Source organism: Ruegeria sp. AD6 (assembly GCF_056542325.1).
This window is the reverse complement of the sequence record NZ_JBQFZQ010000001.1, coordinates 262,459-282,840: the sequence shown is the minus strand read 5'-3', so window position 1 is coordinate 282,840 and position 20,382 is coordinate 262,459. Positions and strand designations below refer to the sequence as shown.

10 protein-coding genes are annotated in these 20,382 nt (G+C 61.7%); 6 read left to right on the top strand and 4 right to left on the bottom strand.

Annotated features, from left to right (window positions below):
- Positions 1-27: 27 nt before the first annotated feature.
- Genes ACR0KJ_RS01290 through ACR0KJ_RS01275 form a run of 4 tightly spaced genes read right to left on the bottom strand, consistent with a single transcriptional unit; the run spans position 28 to position 5,584 of the window.
- Positions 28-2,511, bottom strand: coding sequence for a CoA transferase (locus ACR0KJ_RS01290; protein ID WP_480625787.1), 2,484 nt, complete (start codon positions 2,509-2,511; stop codon positions 28-30).
- Positions 2,508-3,650 (bottom strand): aromatic ring-hydroxylating oxygenase subunit alpha, encoded by a 1,143-nt coding sequence (locus ACR0KJ_RS01285; protein ID WP_170517521.1) that lies wholly within the window; start codon positions 3,648-3,650, stop codon positions 2,508-2,510. The genes ACR0KJ_RS01290 and ACR0KJ_RS01285 overlap by 4 nt, the downstream gene beginning before the upstream one ends.
- Positions 3,651-3,673: 23 nt before the next feature.
- Positions 3,674-4,300 carry an HD domain-containing protein gene (locus ACR0KJ_RS01280; RefSeq protein WP_170517518.1) on the bottom strand — a complete coding sequence of 209 codons (627 nt, stop codon included), beginning with the start codon at positions 4,298-4,300 and terminating at the stop codon, positions 3,674-3,676.
- A gap of 30 nt (positions 4,301-4,330) precedes the next feature.
- Positions 4,331-5,584 (bottom strand): MFS transporter, encoded by a 1,254-nt coding sequence (locus ACR0KJ_RS01275; protein WP_170451763.1) that lies wholly within the window; start codon positions 5,582-5,584, stop codon positions 4,331-4,333.
- Positions 5,585-5,941: 357 nt separating this feature from the next.
- Here ACR0KJ_RS01275 and ACR0KJ_RS01270 point away from each other — a divergent pair, with 357 nt between their 5' ends.
- The 6 genes from ACR0KJ_RS01270 to ACR0KJ_RS01245 all read left to right on the top strand — a co-directional run bounded on the left by ACR0KJ_RS01270 (position 5,942) and on the right by ACR0KJ_RS01245 (position 20,382).
- Complete coding sequence (locus ACR0KJ_RS01270; RefSeq protein WP_480625786.1) at positions 5,942-6,514, top strand: TRAP transporter small permease subunit; 573 nt, start codon at positions 5,942-5,944, stop codon at positions 6,512-6,514.
- Positions 6,511-7,839: a TRAP transporter large permease subunit gene (locus tag ACR0KJ_RS01265; RefSeq protein ID WP_170517515.1), complete on the top strand. Its 1,329-nt coding sequence runs from the start codon at positions 6,511-6,513 to the stop codon at positions 7,837-7,839. The genes ACR0KJ_RS01270 and ACR0KJ_RS01265 overlap by 4 nt, the downstream gene beginning before the upstream one ends.
- 67 nt (positions 7,840-7,906) lie before the next feature.
- Positions 7,907-8,944 (top strand): TRAP transporter substrate-binding protein, encoded by a 1,038-nt coding sequence (locus ACR0KJ_RS01260; RefSeq protein WP_170517512.1) that lies wholly within the window; start codon positions 7,907-7,909, stop codon positions 8,942-8,944.
- A gap of 238 nt (positions 8,945-9,182) precedes the next feature.
- Positions 9,183-9,377 carry a hypothetical protein gene (locus ACR0KJ_RS01255; protein ID WP_170451767.1) on the top strand — a complete coding sequence of 65 codons (195 nt, stop codon included), beginning with the start codon at positions 9,183-9,185 and terminating at the stop codon, positions 9,375-9,377.
- Between the two features lie 92 nt (positions 9,378-9,469).
- Positions 9,470-10,615, top strand: a complete 1,146-nt coding sequence (locus ACR0KJ_RS01250; RefSeq protein WP_480625785.1) for a hypothetical protein — start codon at positions 9,470-9,472, stop codon at positions 10,613-10,615.
- Complete coding sequence (locus ACR0KJ_RS01245; protein ID WP_480625784.1) at positions 10,612-20,382, top strand: DUF6603 domain-containing protein; 9,771 nt, start codon at positions 10,612-10,614, stop codon at positions 20,380-20,382. The genes ACR0KJ_RS01250 and ACR0KJ_RS01245 overlap by 4 nt, the downstream gene beginning before the upstream one ends.

Genomic DNA, 20,382 nt, shown 5'->3' with positions numbered 1-20,382 from the left:
TGAAGGCCCCGCCTGAATCCGCCTGTCTTACTCGGGCAGGTAGCGCGCCGCCCAGCTTGTTGCAGCAGATTGCTGCGCCAGCATCTCTTGCACCTCGTCATCCGAGTACCCAAGCCTTCCAAGGATTTGCAGTGTGCTGTCGCCAAATTTGGGCGCCGGACCGGGGATGGTGATGCTTGCATTCAAGGCGCGCACCGCATTCGGGGCGGCCAGATCGCACCAACGGCCCATTGGGTGCGTATCGTGACGCACCGCGCGATAGGTGGCTATGTCAATGTCCACCGGACCGTCGCTTTCAACCTGCAGCGCCTGATCCCGCGTTTCCAGCATGGATGCCAAAGGAACAACAGCGCTCGCGCCCTGAGTCAGGCATTGAGACCAATGAGCAAGGGGGCGGGATTTGAAACGCGCGATTAACTCTTCCTGCACTGTGTTGTCGGGTAGCGAAACCAAATCGGAAAGCTCTGCCACCTTGCCAAGCACGTCGCGTCCATCGGTCGGCGCAGCCCAAAAGAACCACCCGTCCGACGCTTCGTAGCAGTGATAAAACGGCCCTTGCCCCAGCGCATCGCGACCCGAAGGCTCATCAAAAGGTGCGCGTCCGGCAAAGTCATACGTGAATTGCGCCTGTATCATGCCCCCCGCCGCGGCCAAAGACGACCGCGCGATGTCAGCCTTGCCGGTTGCCTGTTTCCAGAGCAGCGCACCGCCCAGCGACACGCAGGCCGTCAGCCCGGCCAGAACGTCAATCGTGCCTGCATGGGCGTGTTCTTCAGGTGTGTCCATACCGCCGCCAAAGCGGATCATGATCCCCGTGGCGGCCTGCGCCAGATCATCATAGCCAAGATGATCCGATTTCGGCCCACGCATCGGCCCGCCAAAGGCATCCAGTTGCACCAGAATGGCATCGGGGTTGATGTGAGAGATTTCCTCTGACGACAGGCCCAGCCCGTCACGCTGTTCGTTTGTGGCGTTTAGGGTGATCACATCCGCTTGCCGGATCAATCGGTTCAGCGCATCACGCCCGGCCTCATCACGCAGGTTCAGCAGAACGCTTTCCTTGCCGCGATTGGCCTGCAAGCCGAACACCACCGTATTCCACGGATCGACCGAAGGTGTAACGGGTTGGACATGGGTTACCTCGGCCCCAAACCGTGCCAGAGTCGAGGCGATGGTCGGTCCGGCAATCACATTGGTCAGGTCCAGCACCCTGACCCCGTCCAGCCAGCCTGTCTGTTGCGTGGGTTCAACATGCGGACGGGTGGGTCCGGCCAGTATTTGCGCCACGTGTTTTCTGGCCGCTTCCCCGGTTGCAGCCGGTTTTTTCTCGACCACCGCATGATCCCCGGCCAACCACGCCACGTTGCCCATCTGCTGCATCGAGCCGTGTTTCGGGTCATCCACGCTCAGGATCAGGCCTGACGCGGTGGCGTGCGGATCGTGCAGCCACTCTCTGGTTGTACGCTGCGCCGTTGCCGGGGCCTTGGCCGAACCAAACAGGACGTCCCATTCATGTGCGGGCTTGGTCAGAAACGCGGCCTTCATGGCCGAGGACACCCGCGCGCGATCCCGCGCACCGACCGGGTAGTTGCTGAGCGTCCATTCATCCGGCCAATCCTGTGTGTCCAGATAAGGGTCGAACAACGGAAGATCATCCAGCAGATCGCCCAGACCAAGCGTCCTCAGAACGCGGGCCGGATGGGTGGCAACACTGCCTGCCACCACATAAAACCCGCGCCCATCCTGACAGGTATAGGTGCGGTAGAACGGATCAAGAAATTCGGACAACTCAGCAAAGTCCAGATCGCAGGGCTCACCCGTTCTTGCCCGGCGATCCAGTTCCAGTTCGCGCGGGGATTTGTAGCGGTCGGGATAGCCTTCGATCTGTTCGTGGTTATAAGCCAGACCTTCGAACAGGGATGAGGCCAGCGGCACTTCGATATAGTCTCCACCGGTTTTGGCCCGCGACTGCAGGGCAAACAGAACCGACATTGCCCCGTAACTGGCCGCATAGGCCGATGCGAGGTTGAGCGGCGAAAACGACGCCTTGATCCCCATCAGACGCCGGTTCAGCCCCATATCGGTGAATTGCCCGGTGCGAGCTGCAACAATCGCCTCCCACGCGGCCAGATCGGCCAGTTCCGGATCGGTCGAGGCAAAGCCGGGCATAGCCAGATAGATCAGCCCCGGATTGGCTTTTCGCAAAACCTCCGCGCCAACGCCCAGGCGATCCATGACGCCGGGCCGAAAATTCTCGATCACGATATCCGATCGTTTGGCCAATTCAATCGCCTGCGCCCGGCCAGCATCTGATTTCAGGTCGTGTTCCAGAACATGCTTGCCTCGCGACAGCATATCAAAGGCCGGATCGGTCCAACGCGGCCCGCCGGGCGGATCGATGCGCAGCACATCCGCGCCCATATCGGCCAGCATCATGCCGACCAGCGGCCCGGCCAGATACTGCCCGAAATCCAGAACCCGCACCCCGGTCAGCGGTCTTGCCCTGCTCATTCCGCGGCCTGCGCGGTGGCTGGGGATGTGCGCCCCATATGCTCCAAATAGGTATTGTGGAAATGGCGCATCATGGCCTCGGAAAACTCGATGTTTTCCCAATCAACGATGTACCAACCCTGATCAAAGCACCGCTGGCTCATGCCTTCCTGCACTGACAGCAGGAACGAGATATCTTCGGGCTGCAACACGTCCCGGCCCCAGATTGCCCGCTTTTCCTGACGTTCGCGCATACCCGGATCAGTGGGTTCGGGCGGTTCCAGATTGATGCTCCACCTCAACCCGCGATCGGTGCCGATCGGGTTCCATTGGAACAGGGTCAAATTGCCCGGACCGGCAAATTGCGAGATGCCGATATTGGGGAACAGAAACCAGAAATGCAGATCGGTTTCATCATGGTCCAGATCCAGCGGATAGGCCAGATTGTCCGCCTTCTTGTTGCCGGGAATAAAGTTATAGGCTGCATTTCTGGTCAGTTCATAGGTCTGATTGTTGATGTCCAGCATGTCCGAGAACGAGATGTGCCCGTGGCGGCAATGCTGGCATTCCAGATAGTTGTCGATCTGAATCTTCCAATTGGCGGCCACGTCGACCTCGTGAATGGCGGCGGCGGTCTCGCCTAAGACGTAGCTGTCCACTTTGGGACATTTCTCGCGCACCTGCGCTTCGATGCCCGGCCAGAACTCGGCAATCGGCAGGGCGTCGGGGTCGAGATTGACGAAGATGAAATCCAACAGGCGATCCACCCGCACCGTGTTCAGGCAAACCTCTTTCTGCTCGGGCACCGAACTGGTGTCCCGTTTGCGCATGTGCCGCAGCGACCCGTCCAGAGAAAAGCTCCAATGGTGATAAGGGCAAACGATGGCGCGGGTCTGCCCGGACCCTTCCACCAACTTGTGGCCGCGATGGGGGCAGATATTGTTGAAGGCGCGGATTTCGTGATCCTGATCGCGCACGACAAACACGTTCTGGCCCAGAATACTGGTGGCGACGTAATCGCCGGGCTCGGCCAGCTCGCTGATGTGGCAGGCATATTGCCAGCACTTGAAAAACAGCTTCTCACGCTCTTCGGCAAAAACCTCGGGGCTGATGTAGTAGTCGGCGGCCAGGGCGCGCAGGTTCTCATCTGTTGGGGTCATCTTATCCTCCTCAGGATCCGCACTCAGGCGGCGGCGCGTTCTTTGGCGATCTCTGGCACGACAAGGGGTTCACGTTCGCCTGCGCGCACGACGTCCTCGGCATAGGGGGTACGGGCGAAAACCTCTTCAACCATGGGGGCAAAGAACTCTAACGGCAGGGTGTCATAGTCGGGGTCAAAGCTGGCCTGATCCCAGCGTTCGCAGAATTCCGCATTGTCATCAAAGTAGGGATGCCCGCGATGTCGCTCGCGCTTGTGCTGATCGAACCCGTCCAGATGGTGACCGTAATAGAGCATCTGGAAATCGCCGTGGGTCTGCACCACCCAGGCGCATTGTTCCCGCACGAAAGGGCGCAGGATCGTTGCGGCGTATTCGTCGTGATTGTAGGGCGCGAAAATGTCCCCGATATCATGCAACAGCGCCGAGACGACCCAATCGATATCAGCCCCGTCGCGCCAGGCCCGTGTGGCGGATTGCACGGAATGCCCCAATCGCGTGATTTGATAACCGGCCATCTCATCATCAAGTTCGACCAGCGCCCTGACCAGCCGTCCGGCGGTGTGACGGGCATCATCCACGGCCTGCGCGGTCAGGAACTCATATTCTTCTTTGCTGCCGTCTTTCATCTGGGTGAAACTGACTTTTTTCATCCTCGCCTTCCCTGATAAGTGAATTGCGGTTTAGGACGCGTTTTCTTGTTGATTTGCATCCTCCTCCTGAACCCAGCTTTCGGCCTGCAGAACGCCGGGCTGGCCGGTGCCAATCACGCCGACAACCTGCACTTCGCCGGTTTCTGCCGGGGCCTCGACCTGATAGCGCCGGATCAGCGCGACCACGGCTACGGAAATGCCGATTGCTGCAAGCAGGAACTGCAACCCCCTGCCCCCCAGCAAGGTGATCGAGTTTGGCCCCAGTATCGTTCCGACCAACAAGCCGATGTTCAGCAACAGCACCATAGTACCGCTGGCGGGCACGATCTGAGACAGTTTCAACTGGTCATTCGCATGCGCTGTCAGGATCGAATATGCCGGATAGAGCCCGATTGCGACCAGAACAAAGCCGATGACAATATTCGACGGTGACGTATCGATGGCCATCCACAGACTGGCCAACGCCGCGACAACGCCCAGGCCGATGATCACATAGCGTCTGTCTGTATGATCGGAAATCCAGCCAACCGGGTATTGCACGACGGCCCCGGCAATCAACGCCGCCACCAACGCGCCCGACGCCTGCGCAGCCGTGAACCCTTGCTGCAACGCGTAAAGAGGCAGCGTGATATACGAGGCAGAGACCCCGATGCTGACGATAACAATTCCGATCACTGCAACGGGTGAGACCTTGTAAAGCCGGGTGACAGGCATACGCTCGGGCGCGGTGTAATCCGGCGCTTTGTTGCCGGACAGCAAAAGCGGCACGATTGACAGTGAGATCAGGATCGAGACGACTCCGAACAGAAGGTTCCCGGTCGGGTCGGGAAATCCGACAAGCGCCGTTCCCAACGCGGGCCCGGCAAGCTGAATGATGAAATACAGCGACAGGACCTGCGCGCGTATGCTGTTGTCGGACTTTGCGTTCAGCCAGCTTTCGGTGATCACGTAAAGGCCGGGATAGCAGAACCCGCCCAGAAAGCGCATCACACTCCAACTGACCGCATCGCTGGTCAGAAGGTGAACAATCGCAGCGATTGAGACCAGCGACGCAAGCGCGGAAAACGCCCGGATATGTCCGACGTTTTCGACCAGCCTAGGGGCCAGTGCCGTGCCCGCAAGTGCGCCAAGCGGATAGCTGGCCTGCATGATCGAGATCGTGAAATCGCTGAACCCAAGGCTGGCCCCCCGAATGGTCAGCAATGTCGCCAGAAGGCCATTGGCGACCATCAGCATCAGCATGCCAAGGAACAGGGCCCAGTTTTCGTTCAAAGCACGTAGCATAGGCTACGGCTAAATCGGCTTGCTGCCCCGAGTATACCAAACCCGCGACATTGCGATGTCGCGGGTTAGAAAAAATCCGGCGCGGTACGGCGACTTTTTCAGAAGTGCGTCAAGGGGCATAGCCTTCTATCCTCAAACTCGGTCCCGAAAAGGTGCCGCATCTGTTGATGCGCTAGTGTCAACTTGACAGCTTACCAACATGCCGCTCTGATAAAGACGGAGAGAATTGGGGGCAAAGCTGATCATGCGCGACACCAACGGCGTTTTTTCACGCGCATGCGGGCTGTTAGGTCGAACCTGCCCCGAGGAACGCGCGCCCCTTTTGCCTGACAACTCAGAACTTGCAAAGGCGGCTTCGTGACGGGTGTGATGAAGGCTTATGTCCGGCAAGTGGACCGCGCCAACCGTATGCTTGGTCGGATCATCATGTATGGCATCTTCGTCATGATGGCGATCCTGCTGTATTCGTCCGTGTCCAAAACCTTCTTTGTCCCGTCGCTGTGGACGCTTGAAATGGCGCAGTTCGCGATGGTGGCCTATTACATCCTTGGCGGGCCATACGCGATGCAGATGGGCGCGAATGTCCGCATGGACCTGCTGTACGGAGAGTGGTCGGACCGACGCAAAAGCCAGATCGATGTGATGACGGTGCTGTTTCTGATCGTCTATCTGGCCTTTCTGCTGTGGGGCGGCTGGGACAGTCTGATGTATTCGTTCCAATACGGGGGCGAGCGGTCTTCGTCCGCGTGGCGCCCTTATATCTGGCCCATCAAGACCATCATGGTGATTGGCATCTTTCTGATGCTGCTTCAGGCGATCTCGGAACTGTTCAAAGACATTTTGCGGCTGCAAGGCCATGACATGGGCCCAAAGGATGATGAGCCCGTGCATATGGCCCCCGAGGACCTTGACGGAGGACACCGCGGGTGAGTTACGAACTGATCGCCGCGCTCATGTTCTCGACCATGATGCTGATGCTGCTGACCGGGCAGCGGGTCTTTGGGGCCATCGGGTTCGTCGCGGTGATCGCCGCGTTTTTCCTGTGGGGCGACCGGGGCGGATATGATCTGGGCTTTGCGGCTGCGATCAAGGTGATGCGCTGGTATCCTCTGCTGACGCTGCCAATGTTCATCTTCATGGGCTACATCCTGTCCGAATCCCGGATCGCCGATGACCTCTACCGCATGTTCCATGTCTGGATGGGCGGCCTGTCCGGCGGGCTGGCCATCGGCACGATTGGCCTGATGGTTCTGATCTCGGCCATGAATGGGTTGTCCGTGGCGGGCATGGCGATCGGGGCCACCATCGCCCTGCCCGAGCTGCTGCGCCGAAACTATGACAAACGCATGGTGACGGGGGTAATACAGGCCGGGTCATCACTGGGTATTCTTGTGCCACCATCGGTGGTGCTGGTTCTTTACGCCATGATCGCACGGCAACCGGTCGGGCAACTTTGGCTGGCAGGCGTTGTTCCCGGTTTGATGATGGCGACCCTCTTCGTCATCTACATCGCGATCCGCTGCCGTCTGAACCCATCGCTGGGTCCGGTGATGAGCGCAGAAGAACGTGCGCAGGTCACATGGGGCGAGAAACTGCGCCTTTTGGGGGCCGGTCTGCTGCCCATAGGCATCTTTGCCGTGATGATGGTGCCTTTTGTGAACGGCTGGACCTCGCTGGTCGAAAGCTCGGCCCTAGGGGCAATCGCTGCATTCTTGGCTGCGGTTCTGAAACGCCGCATGACGTGGCAGGTCTTTGAAACCTCGATCAAGCAGACGCTTGGGATCACCTGCATGTTCATGTGGATTATCCTGGCGGCGCTTGCTTTTGGCGCTGTGTTTGACGGCTTGGGTGCGGTCAAGGCGATTGAGAACCTGTTCACCGTGCAGCTGGGTCTGAACCCCTGGATCATCCTGATCCTGATGCAGCTTAGCTTTCTGGTGATGGGCACGTTTCTGGATGACACAGCCATGCTGGTCATCGTCGCCCCGCTATACGTGCCGTTGGTCGGCGCGCTGGGGTTCGATCTGATCTGGTACGGGGTCCTTTATACGATCACCTGTCAGATCGCCTATATGACCCCGCCTTTCGGGTACAACCTGTTCCTCATGCGGGCCATGGCCCCGCCAGAGGTAACGATTGGAGATATTTACAGGTCCATCATACCGTTTGTCGCGGTGATGGCCTTGGCTTTGGGATTGGTGATGGCCGTCCCAGAGATCGCATTGTGGCTTCCGGGCATCGTCTACGGAAACTGAGCACGTAAAGAACGAGAAACCGGGTCAACCGGATCAAGTTCAATGAAAAGCACAGGAGAGGACGACCATGACTACAAGACGCAGATTTTTACAGACCGCCGCCCTGGCCGCGCCCGCAACACTTGCCGCACCGGCCATCGTCAAGGCGCAGGCCCCGATCAAGTGGCGGTTTCAGACCTATGCCGGGGGCGCGTTGGGCGAGCATGTGACCAAGCCTGCAATCGACTACATCAACGCCAACGCCAATGGCGAGCTGGAGATCGAGCTGTTCTTCGCAGATCAGATCGTCCCCACGGGTGAGCTGTTCCAGGCCCTGCAACGCGGCACGATTGACGGGGTGCATTCGGACGATGACTCGATGGCGTCACCCACGCCGCTGCGCGTGTTCGGCGGGTACTTCCCCTTTGCCACCAAGCACATTCTCGACGTGCCGGTATTGTTCAACCAATACGGTCTGGCGGATATCTGGCGCGACGAATACGCCAAGGTTGGGGTGCAGTGGCTGTCTGCCGCCGGTCAGGACCCGTGCAACTTCAACACTAAAAAGGAAATCACCTCGGTTGCTGATCTGGATGGGCTGAAGCTTTACACCTTCCCGACCGCTGGCCGCTTCCTGGCCAAGTTCGGCGTCGTGCCGGTGAACATTCCTTACGAAGATGCCGAGGTGGCGGTTCAGACCGGCGAGTTGGACGGCATGGCCTGGTCCGGCATCACCGAGGATTACACCGTGGGTTGGGCCGATGTGACCGATTACTTCCTGACCAACAACATCTCGGGCGCGTGGATCGGATCGTGGTTTGCCAATCAGGAACGCTGGAACGAGCTTCCCGACCACCTCAAATCCATCGTGATGGCGGGCATCGAAGCGGGCCACACCTACCGCAACCAATGGTATTGGGGTGGCGAGGCCGCGCTGCGGGCCAACGGCGACAAGCTGGAACTGCGGTCAGTACCAGCCTCTGAATGGGCCGAGGTCGAAAACGCCGCCAAAGAGTTTTGGGATGAGATCGCACAGGAAGGCGAAGTTCACGAGAAGATCGTGGGAATCTTCCGCGAATACAACAGTGTGATCAATCAGGCGGGTGCACCGTATAACTTCGAATAAGATGTTTCCAAGTGGCCTCGGACCGGGGCCACTTGGACTTTTTTCATCGCGTTTTGACGTCGGCCCACAGGGCGTACGGCGTGAAACTGGTGGGTTGAATGCTTCTCGGTCAGCGACGCAAACGACGGACCTGTTTCGCCGCCATCGGCTGTTTCCCGCCACCCGGAATCATTGACCCAACGTCAACTTCGATGTAAAAATCAAGGCATCCTGAATTCAAATTTGGGGCAGTCATTTCATGTTTTCTCTTTTCAATGCCAACGGCCTGCGCACCGTTCTCGAGCAGGAATTAATACCGTTCTCGGTGTCCCTGGTTATCGCGCAGGTGTTCTTCAAATGGGGAAGCTTCGGTCTGGAGCTTCTTGGTTTTCTCGCACTTTGGTTTGTGCTCGGCCTCATCGTCGTTCCCCTCCTGAGAAAACTCAAAAGATAAATCCGGTTCGCCCCGCTTTGCGGGATTTTTGCGAACTCAATTCCGGTGCATCGCTCTCACGTGCGTGATCGCTGCGCCTTGAAGGTACGCCCATGAGACCGCCAAGGGGGTCCGGCAGGGACCCGTTCGACGACGACAATGACAATGGCCGCTCGGGCGGGCTGCGCCGCCGCATCGAACGGCTTGTCACCGAACGGTCGGTTCCCGACCAGATCCGCAAACGTGTCACCAACGCGCTGCAAGATCTGGAACGCGTAGAGTTGGGCGGTCGAAATCTGGGCGATCTGATCCTGTCGCGCGATGATGTGGACAATGACACCGATGAAGAAAAGCAAAGCGATGTAAGCGCCGTTCAGTCAGCGCGTTTGCAGCGGGCCATCGGGCGCGCTTTGGGGGATACCGTGCTGTCCGATCTGGACCGTGATCGCCTGAGGAACGCGACCGATCAGATCGCCCAGATCGATCTGGGAGATGGCCGCACCATCGGCGATTTCATCCTCGACATAGACGATATCCGTCCACCCGGCGGCGGAAAGGTTGATATTCCCACCGGAGACCTGAAGATCGATGTCGGCGTTCTGGACAAGTTCGTCGAGGCCGAGCTTTACCGGCCAGAAACCCGTGGGCAGGGACTAAGTACCGTAATTGACGGCGCGCTGGCCAATATCCGCGACACCTCGCCCAACCTGCTGCCAAATCGGCCATTGAAGGTCGGCCGCCCCGGAGCCACGCTGCCACTGGCCGCGCCTGCGCTGGGAAATCTGGTCCGGCTGGCTGCGGCGCAGGACTTTGCCGATCCGACATCTGAACCCGACCCCGATTCGGCTGCGGAGCCTGTGATCTGGGATGACGGCACAAATGAGTTGTTGGTCTACCCCGACAAGGTCGAAACCGAATTGGACGATGGCATTGTGCGGGTCACGGTGCCTGTCGAAACCGATGCGGGCAGCGCCAAGATGGTCGTGCCCTTCGCCGTGGGCAGCGAAAAGCGCGTGACGGGTTTGATTGCGGCAGCACCCGACCGCCCGTTGGGCGATCCCCTGATCGCCGAAATCTGGGGCGAGGCGCTGATCGCCTTTGCCTACAAGGCCTTGCTGGAAGTCGCTGACAACATCGCGGGCGCGTCGGGTCGAGACGTCTTTAATGACCGGCTTATCGCGCAAGGTTTGGCAGTTCGGGATGGTGCCTTGGTCGTGCAGTCACAAGCCGCATTCCGGTATCGGAGGGACAAGCCGTGAACGCGTTCTCACCCGGTGATTTTGGCGAACTGTCCTCGCTGCTTCAGGCGTTGGGTCTGTCGAACGCCGAAGGTGAGTTCAACGCCGATTGGATCACCGGGCCCGAGGATTATCTGGCCAGCATCCTTGCTGACGATGATCAGCGCGCTGCCCTGCTGGACTTTGTCGCAACGGTTCGCGAAGGCGAGATTGAGACGGACGCAGATGGGCGGCAATGGATCGAACTGTTCTCGGAACAGGTTCAGGCCGGTTTGGATGTAGCGTTTTTCGTGGTCGTCGATGACCAGCCGGCGGGTCAGGTCAACCTGTTCCTTGGCATCCGCATGATCACAAGCGGCGCGCTGGCGGACAGCACGTCATCGCTGATGTTCCCGCTGTTTCGCGCGGCCAAAACCAACGGCCCTGCCCCTGCCGACGCGTTTCTGGCCGGTCAGGAAGGCGGCCATATTGCGTTGTCGTCCGAGATTACTGTCGGGCCGCCACCACAACCGGGCGAGGCCGGACTTGCACGTGTTGGTGTCCGGATCGCCTTGCCAACGGCGGCGGGTGATGGCGCGCCGGATGTGGCCCTGTCCTTGGGCGGTCTGCAATTGCCCGGCGAACAGGCCCCGCGGGATCTGGTTCTTTCGCTCACCGATCCCGACGCGTTGCAGGATACGGCCACGGAGTTGATCCTGTCGCTTCTCGAAGCGCAACTGCGAGGCGGCGGCGGGGACGAGGTTCGCGCCCTTGCAACGGCACTGGGCCTTGGCGGCGCGCCCGAGATCCCGGCCTTTCCGGCCTCGGACTTGCTGGACCGGGGTCTGGACGCCGTCGCGGACTGGATCGCTGACGTCCTGGGCAATGCACCATCGCGCGCCCGCTGGCTTGAGGCTTTGGCCGATATTCTGGGGTCCGGGGCCGCGGCGGACCAAACCGGCATTGACCTTCCGCTGGGCGGCGGAACCGTTCGCATCGGCTTTATGGCCGAGCCCGGAGCCACGGCGCGGCCCAAGGTCACGGTCTCACTCGCCTTCGGCTTGACCAGCGGCACTGCCGAGGCGCGTTTTGCCTCCGACATCCTGCAATTGGATCTGGGCACCGCAGACGCGATCGCCGTGCCCGCGCTTGAAGCATCGCTGCGCTTCGATCTGTCTGGTCTGGCCATGCCCGACGTATCGATCGAGCGTCTTATCCTAGGCCTGACGCTGAACGAAGACCGGCGCCCCGATGTTGTGGTTGCGGTCGAAAACGCCGTGATTTCCCAAACCACACATCCCCGCTTGGATCTGACCAACCCGGATGCTTTGGCGGCGGCCGCAGCACAGGCCGTGACCGACATCCTGACCGAGCTGTTGTCCAATCTCGGCCCCGGCGCGGAACTCATCGGCGTTGCATTGGGCTGGCGGGCCCCCACCGGCGCAGGGGCCGGGTTCCCGACGCTGGATCCGATCACCTTCCTCGGCGATCCAATCGCCCGCCTGCGCGACCATTGGCTGACAATCCTGGAAGACCACACAAGCGACGTCACAGCGGTGCTGCAAAGCCTGCGGACGCTGTTGACCGGAGCGGCCGACGTCACCGGCACGGGCACCGAGGTCGATCCATGGCGGCTGTCGATCCGGCCCGGCATCCATGTGGCGATCTGGCGAACCGATACCGGTGCGCTGGCGCTTGGTCTGGGCTGGATGACGCGAGTGGACGATCTGGGCGACCGCTGCACCGTGCTCGAGATGCGCGGGCGTCTGGCTTTGGTGTCGATCAACCTGTCCTCGGGCGCGACGGCTTTTGTGCCGTCTGTCGATATTGCCGCGACCGGGCGTCCGCGCGGTGGTGGCCGGATGCAAACCGGGGCTGGCGGGCTGTCGGCTCAGGTCGATCACCTTGGATTTGTGGCGTCATGGGCCGCTCAGCCGGGGCTTTCGTTCAGGTTTGACGCACCCAACCCCACGATTTCAGTCGAGGGAATCGAGATCCCGCTGGACCTGCCCGATCTGACCAGCGACATCCACGTCGATCTGATCACGCCCGGGCAATGGGATGGCATCGAACGGCTGCTTGGCCTGCTGGCAGAGCGCAGCGGAAACGCCTTCCTGCTGGCTATTGTCGACTGCCTCGGCTGGCGTCGCGAGCGGCGGGTGTTCGGCGAGCCCGATCCCAACCGCCTGCAACTTGCCGCCCTTGTCTCGGAACCCGCTGACGCGCTGCGGGGCTGGTTGGGCAAGTTGCTGTCCGACCCGATTTCGCGCATCGCCCCCAGATTGGAGGTTTTCGCCGCCACACTGGAAACACCCAGCGGCCGCGTGTCCGGTGCCGGTACGCTTGGGGATCCATGGCGCATCGAGCTGCCCGGTATTGAAAACGGCCCCGGCCTGGCCGCATGGCGGATGCCCGAACGCTCGGAACCAGCGCCGGACCGGTTTGATTCCCTGCCTCTGCGCAGATGGCGTCCGGGTAACACAGGGCTTGAGGCAGGCGCGCTGGCTTTGGCCTTGCAAAGTGAATTGCCCGCCGCGCTGAACGGGTTGGGCACCGCAGAATTTCAAGTCGGGCTGGACGCCCTGACGACCGAATGGACCCTAAGTGATGGCATGGTGCGGCCACCGGCCAGCGCCCCCACCGAGACGGTTCTGCACATCATTGAAAACGCGGACGCGGACAGCCTGATCTCGCTTGCCGATGCCGAGCCCTATCTGGGTGCCGCACCGCCCGTTCTCTTCGTCGTCAGAACGCTGTCCGAGAATGCCCCGCCACCTGCGGATACAACGGCTGCTCGGCGCATCGATCTGCGCATCAGCGACCGTGAACCAACGGCCTTTCCGCAGGTTCCGGCAGATGCCAGCGGCACCTGGACGATATTGCTGGCTCCGCGCCCGGACACCCCGGAAGGCGGGGCAGCCGGGCAAGCCGCGCGCCTTGCTCACGCTCTGGCACCGGCATCGAATATTGCCGATGCCGCCGTCTTGGCGGACCGGTCGGCGGGTCACGCGGCGTGGCTTGCGCTGAACGGTATGGCGGCTGGGCCAGACCGGTTGCTGATTGCCGGTCTTGCGGGGGCGAGTATCGATCCCCTTTCGTCCGAAGCATCCGAGGCGCTGAGCCGTTTGGACGAGCTGTTGCCCCCCATCGATCCGGCAGAGCCTGACGATCCTGATCTGGCACTGGGCAGGCAGTTGATCGGTCAACGGCGCAATGGCCGCCCCCTGTCCGAACTTGCGCCGCCCGCCGGTTGGACCGGCGCGGTGCGTGCGGGCCTTGAAATCCATCTTTTGCATGGCGTGATCCAGCGCGATGTGATCCAGCGCGCGATGACGGCCGTTACGGCGGCCGGGCTCAGCGCCTACGCCGTGGGCCGTGCCGCACGATCCAGCGCCAAACGTATCGAGGCGGCAGGGCTTGGCGTCTATCTGCCCGTCGGTGAAGCCCCGGCAAACGGCACCATTGGCTTCGAAGGCCGGGCCATGGCCGAGCTGTTATCGACCGGTCTTGACCGCGATGGCCTCTCGGTACCTCAAATCACCGCCCGCCTTGCCAGCAAGGTTGTGGTTTCGGGCCGGATCACCCGAGGAGATGGCTGGTTGATCGGCGGTCCGGACAGCGACGATGCCGCTGCCCCCCTCGCGCTTCGGTCCATCGAAGTATCGGCCTGCGTCGGTACGGGCGGCACATCCGAGCCGGAAACGGATGGCATAGAACTTATCTTCCACGGTGTTCGGATACTGGGCGAAAGCCATGCCCGGCTGGCGATCACCCCCGACAGTCTCAGCGATCCGGGCCTCGCCAGCGCGGCCCCGACAGCCCCCGGCATACGCGAGTTGCTGGCTGAAATCGTTGCCGAAGCCTCAATCGCACCTGCGGCAGGCATGTCCGAATTGCTCGACCTGCTACGAGCGACCGGCATTCTAGGCGCAGACGATGCCTTTGACCCGCTGTCCCTGTCGCATTGGATCGACGACCCAACCGCACAGCTTCAGGTCGCGTTGGGTGATCCCGGCCTCGGCACGGACCTGTTGGCGCTGGTGCAGTCCTTCGTGGCGGGCAACGGCAGCGGAATTTCATTCGACAGCGCTCAGAACCGACTAAACGTCTCGCTCAGCGGCAGCGCCGATGACCTGATCTTTGGTCAGTGGTCGCTTGAGGCCAGCCTTGGCGCGTCCGGCCTTCTGTCAGGCGCGCTGGAGTTCGGGGTTCCCGATGGCCTTGGTCTACAGGTGGGCTTCGCGCCCTTCTCGGCGCAGATCACCCTGCCCGGCGGGCTACCTGACATTCCCGCATCAATGCCGCTGTGGCCCGATCCGAATTTCGTGTCCCATCTGCGGGCCGTGCCTCCGATCCTGTCCGCACTTGCGCTTTCCCGACTGCTGGAAGGCTTGCGCAGTTTCGATCCCGCCGTGACGCCTATTGTCGATGCAGGGCTTGCAGCCTTTGGCCTGAACGCCGAGCCGGTTCGGGTGCCTCCGATCCTGTTCACCAATCCCGGCGTTTGGTTTAGCCAGGCGGATGTGCTGGGCGGCCCGGGCGGTGGAGTACGCGCGGCGCGGGTGATTGCCGTCATGGATGCGCTGCGGCCATTGATTGGCGTGGGCGGCGGATCCGGTGTCTGGACGCTGTCGCAGGGCGTCGATCTGGTTGCACGAGACGCCGGCGGCCTGGTGCTGGAATTCCAGATCGACCCCAGCGCATTCCTTCCCGACGGCGACATTGCCTTTGGCGGAGCCTTCGGTCTGCGCTTTCCAACCTCAGGCGGGCAGACGCGGCCAGAGGTTTCGTTCTTTGCCGGTTTGCCGGGCGGAACCCCCGGTACACGCGCGGTCCACCTGTCGGTATCCGGCGACATCGTGCGCTTGTTGCTGCGTCCCGATACCGGTGCCGACATCGAAATTTATCCCGGCCCACCCGACCTGACCAGCCTGTTGACAACGGCCCTTGTGGCGGCGTTGCCGCAGGCTTTGGACGCCATTGTGGATACCGGCACCGATGTCGGGGATGTGGTGGCCGATATTGGCGACGCCCTCGCGCTGCGCGTCGCGGGCAGCTTTGACGCGGGTGAGCTGGCTGACTGGGCCGCTGATCCGCAAGGCAGTCTGGCCGCCCGATGGCCGACGCTTTTGTCCAGCGGGTTGGCCCAACTGGGTCCGGTTCTGCCAGCCGGGGTTTCGGTTGCTGGCACGGCAAGCGGGCTGCGCGTGACCGTCGCCAATGCAGGCACACCCGGTTCATCGGTATCGGTGGAACTGTTCACGGCACCTTTGGCGGTCGAGTTTGCCGCCGATCTGACGGCCATTCCTTTTGTAGAAGACATCGACGTGCTTGTCCGCGTCGATGCTGGCGGTCTGGCCCGTCTGAATACCACCATAGGCCCCGCTGCTATTCCGGTCGCCGATGGATTTGTCCTGCGCCCGATTGTTGAAATGGACGTCGGCAGCAGCGTTGCGACCCCCGAGATCAGCACAGGCCTGTCCTTCGATCCGGCAGCAAATCAGGTGCTGCGTCTGACCTACGACTTCCAGACACAGCAATTCCGACTGGGCGTCGGCGCGGACACCCCGGCCGAAATCGCCGCCGCACTGATGCATCTGGCGGTGGAACTTGTCGGTGGGTTTGTCCTTGGCCTTGAAGAGGTTGACGCACTGCTCGATCTGCCAGTCGGATCAAGCGATGTGCGCGGCATTTTGGGCGGTGTTGTCCTGACGCCCGGCGGTGCGTTGGACTCGGACTTCTTCCGCATTCTGCCGGGTGACGGCGAAGACATCGAAGCGCTGCTGCTGACCAAGCTGGACCGGCTGCTGACCCTCATCGAAAACATCGCCGATGCCGGGCCCAGCGTGCGCGTCGGTGGCGAGGTGGATATCGGCATTGCCCGCGTCGGAAACTCCATCGGCCTGTCACTTGGCATCGCCAACAGGTTCGAGATTGTCGGCGGGGACATTGCGATCTGGCTGGAGAATGACAGCCGCTGGATCAACGGGGATGTGGATCCCGGCCTTCAGATCGGATTGCTGAGCACAAGCGGCGGGCTGGATTTCGCCCCGACGCTGGCCGTCAACGGCATCGGGATCAGGATCGGGCGCAGCAACGCTCCGCTTGTGAAATCCCCCATCGCGCTGGGATCAATTGCGATACACGCCTTTGCACGCGTTGAGACTGGCGAGGTTCTGGGCGGTGCTCAGGTCGAACTTGCCGAAGTGGGCGCAGCCGTCGGCGGCGGGTCCGGCGACAATGCGGTGGCCTCTGGCCTGCTGAGCGAAACCAATGACGGCGACGCTGCTCTTGCCCCTGCGTTCAGCCCGGCCCTGTCGGTCCAAACCTTGTCCGGCGGCGGTTTCAGGTTCGGGTTCCGCGCAGGCGAAGGATCGGGGCCGTGGTGGCTGCCGATTCGCAAGGGCTTTGGCCCGCTTTATGTCGATCAGATCGGTCTGGGTGCGCAATCGGATGAAACCGACGGGCTGCAATCCATTTCGCTGCTCTTCGATGGTTCGGTCACGATTGCCGGGCTGGCAGCCAGTGTTGATGATCTGGAACTGATTTACAGAACGGATCGGGGTGGCCTGCTGGACAGCGCATCCTGGGGCGTCGATCTGGCCGGGCTGGGTATCTCAGCCGATCTGTCCGGGATCAGCCTTGCCGGTGGATTGCGCAAATTCGGTGAAACGCCGGATATCGAATATGTCGGCATGATCGCCGCGCGGTTCGCGGTTTACGGCCTGTCGATCTATGGCGGCTACGCCTCCACCTCGGACGATCAGGGGCGCTATACCGCCTTCTTCGCGGTTGGGTCTTTCCTTGGTCCAATCGGCGGGGCGCCGGCCTTCTTCCTGACCGGGATTGGCGGCGGCTTTGGCATCAACCGCGATCTGGTGCCACCCACGGATCTGGGCGATTTTGGTGATTTCGTTCTGATTCAGGCACTTGACCCTGCGGCAGACCTGCCCACGGACGTCATTGCCTACCTTGAGGAGGTGCGCAACACCTTCCCCGCCATTCGCGGCAAGTTCTGGTTCGCTGCGGGGATCAGCTTTACCTCATTTGCGCTGGTCGACGGGATCGCCGTTGTGGCCGTCGAATTCGGTAACGGGTTCGAGTTGTCGATCTTTGGCCTGGCCCGGATGGCCCTTCCCAGACCGCAATTCGCGCTTGTTTCTATCGAGCTCGGCCTGCTGGCGCGGTTCTCGACCGAAGAGGGTGTTATCTGGATTCAGGCGCAGCTGACCGACAATTCCTGGCTGCTGCACCCCAGCGCGCGCCTGACCGGCGGCTTTGCCTATGTCAGTTGGTTCAAGGGGCCGAACCGGGGGCAGTTTGTCCTGACGCTGGGCGGGTATCACCCGAATTTCGACGCCGAAGGCTATCCGGTTGTTCCCCGGCTTGGATATAACTGGTCGGTTTCCTCGAACATCGTCATCAAGGCCGAGAACTACTTTGCTCTGACCTCCGAGGCGATCATGGGCGGCGGATTGTTCGAAGCGTCCGCCAAATTCGGGCCGGTGTTCGCGTCTCTGGGCTGGGGCGGCAACGCCATCGTATATTTCGATCCCTTCCGCTACGAGGCCGACGCTTACGCACGGATTTCGGCGGGTATCCGGATCAAGACGTGGTTCGGAACGATCAAACTGTCCTTCACGCTCAGCGCTGAAATTCAGGTCGCCGGGCCAGAGTTCCACGGCAAGGCACGGATCAAGATCGGGCCCATCGACGTCACGGTCAAATTCGGCAAACAGGGCGATCCGCCGATCCAGTACATCTCGTGGGTGGATTTCTCGGCCAAGTATCTGGAGCTGGCAAGCGGCAATTTGGCCGAGGCGCTGTCCGGCATCGCCGGGCGCGGTGCGCTGCCGCCCGCCAGCAATGACGGCGAGCCGCCCGGTACCGCCGACGGGTCCGAGGCCAATCCGTTCGACGTCATGAGCGAGTTTGAGTTGTCGCTGACCAGTACCATTCCGCTGACCCGGATCATCCGGCCGGGGCGCGCTCCGATCGAGCGTGATCCCACGTCCACGCTGGGGGTGGCCCCGGTCAACCTGATCGTTTCCGAGATCACTTTGTCGCTGCAACTGCGCCGCCTTGACCGCCCGAATGACGAGCGGCTGGATGATCTGGACAAGATCAAGATGACCACCCGCAACACCGGTGCATTCCCGGTCGGCGTCTGGGGGCCGCCACAGGGGCTGGACGACAAGAAAGTGCCAAAGGGCAAGGTGATCGGCGCGACCGAAGGGGTGGACCTGCGTTTTGTGCCCGAGTTCTTCAACCGCCGCCCGGATGCCTCCACCGGCGGTGTGGCGTTCAATCAGGTCGAATCCGATTTGCGCAAACCTCTGCCATTGCGCGATGTGGGGCAGTTCTTCGTCGCGGTGGCGATACTGGCCACTGAACATCGCACTTTGCTGAGTTCAATCAACGACCTTCAGATGGCGCAACTGTCAGCGGAGTTCCAGCAAGATCAACGCCTTCGCGTCGGCGCAACCGGGGCCCGTGCCTTTGACCGCAGCCGCCGGACACCGATGCGGGTTGGTCTGCTGACCGAACGGATCGTCAGTGACGCGGCCACCGGCGCCAAGCGCGAAGTGCTGCGGACGCCGCCCGAACGCCGCCCCATCCGCTTTGGCACACCCCGGCTGCGCGGGCAGTTGGCGCTGCCCAACGTGTCACTGGGCGAGGCTGGTGGCGCACTGGCCGCGCGTGTCACCCGCGTTCCGGCCGACCGGGCGCGCCGTGCGAAACGTGTCCGCCCGCCTGTGCTGGATGAGGTTCTGGCCGCACGTCAGGATCGGGCACCTGCCCTGCTGTTACGTGCCGCGTCGGCCGATGCGCAGGTCGGACGCACGGTTGTCGCCGAACAGCGCGTTCCGCTGACATTGGCGGCTGGCGTTCAGGTGTCCTCAAGCGTGACCCGAGCCTCTGGCCCGACCCGAGACCGGCTGGCGGCTACCGCACTTATGGCTGGCGCGAAACCGCCACGGGGCGCGCATACGGACAACATCAAACCCACAGGGCTGGCCCCCGGAGAAATCGCTGTTTTCGATCTGCCGGGTGCGGCCCGCTCGCCCCGGTTTGAAACAAGCGGTGTGGTCGCTCTGAACGGTCCTGCCCGTATTGTCGCCATCGGTCTGGACGGACGCGTCCTGTCGGACAGCGCCGGTGACGCGCGGCGGGTCAAATTGCCCAAGGGAACAGCCGCCTATGCCGTCGTGTCCGGTGATGACGGGGCCGCCGCCCCAGAATTCGCCGGGTGGACCGAGGCCGAGTCGGTTGCCTATTTCGGGCGGTCGCTGGCCCTGTGCCGGGGCGGCTTCCTCTATGCCGAAGGCGCAAGCCGCGTGCGCGGCGGACGGGCTGGTGGCACCGGCTGGTTCCGGGCATCGCACCTGACGGATCAGTCTGCCCTTGTCGAAACCCGCTTTGACCGGCCCGCCACATCCGTCGCCCTGTTGCTGGAAGGTGAAGTGGTCGCAGAGGATCTGGAATCCCTCGCAATTTCCGTGCGCGGGGCCGAGGTGCTGGACGACAAGCCCATCCTCGCCCCATTCGATGGCAAAACCCTGGTCGTGTACGCGCTGAAACCGCAGGACGATTCAGGCTTTGCGGTTCGGGTCGCCGGGCTGGTCCCCGGTCGTCTGGATGGGGTTATCGCGGCGCAGTTGCAGCCAGATCGTCTTGTTACCCGCCTACTGAACGAAAGCGTCTCGCTTTCGGTCGGTCTACTGCGCGGCAAGGGTGCGTGGCTCACGTTCAAATGGAGTCCCCCGGCAGATGTCACGCCGCGGCAGGACGAATACCAGGAGTTCTAG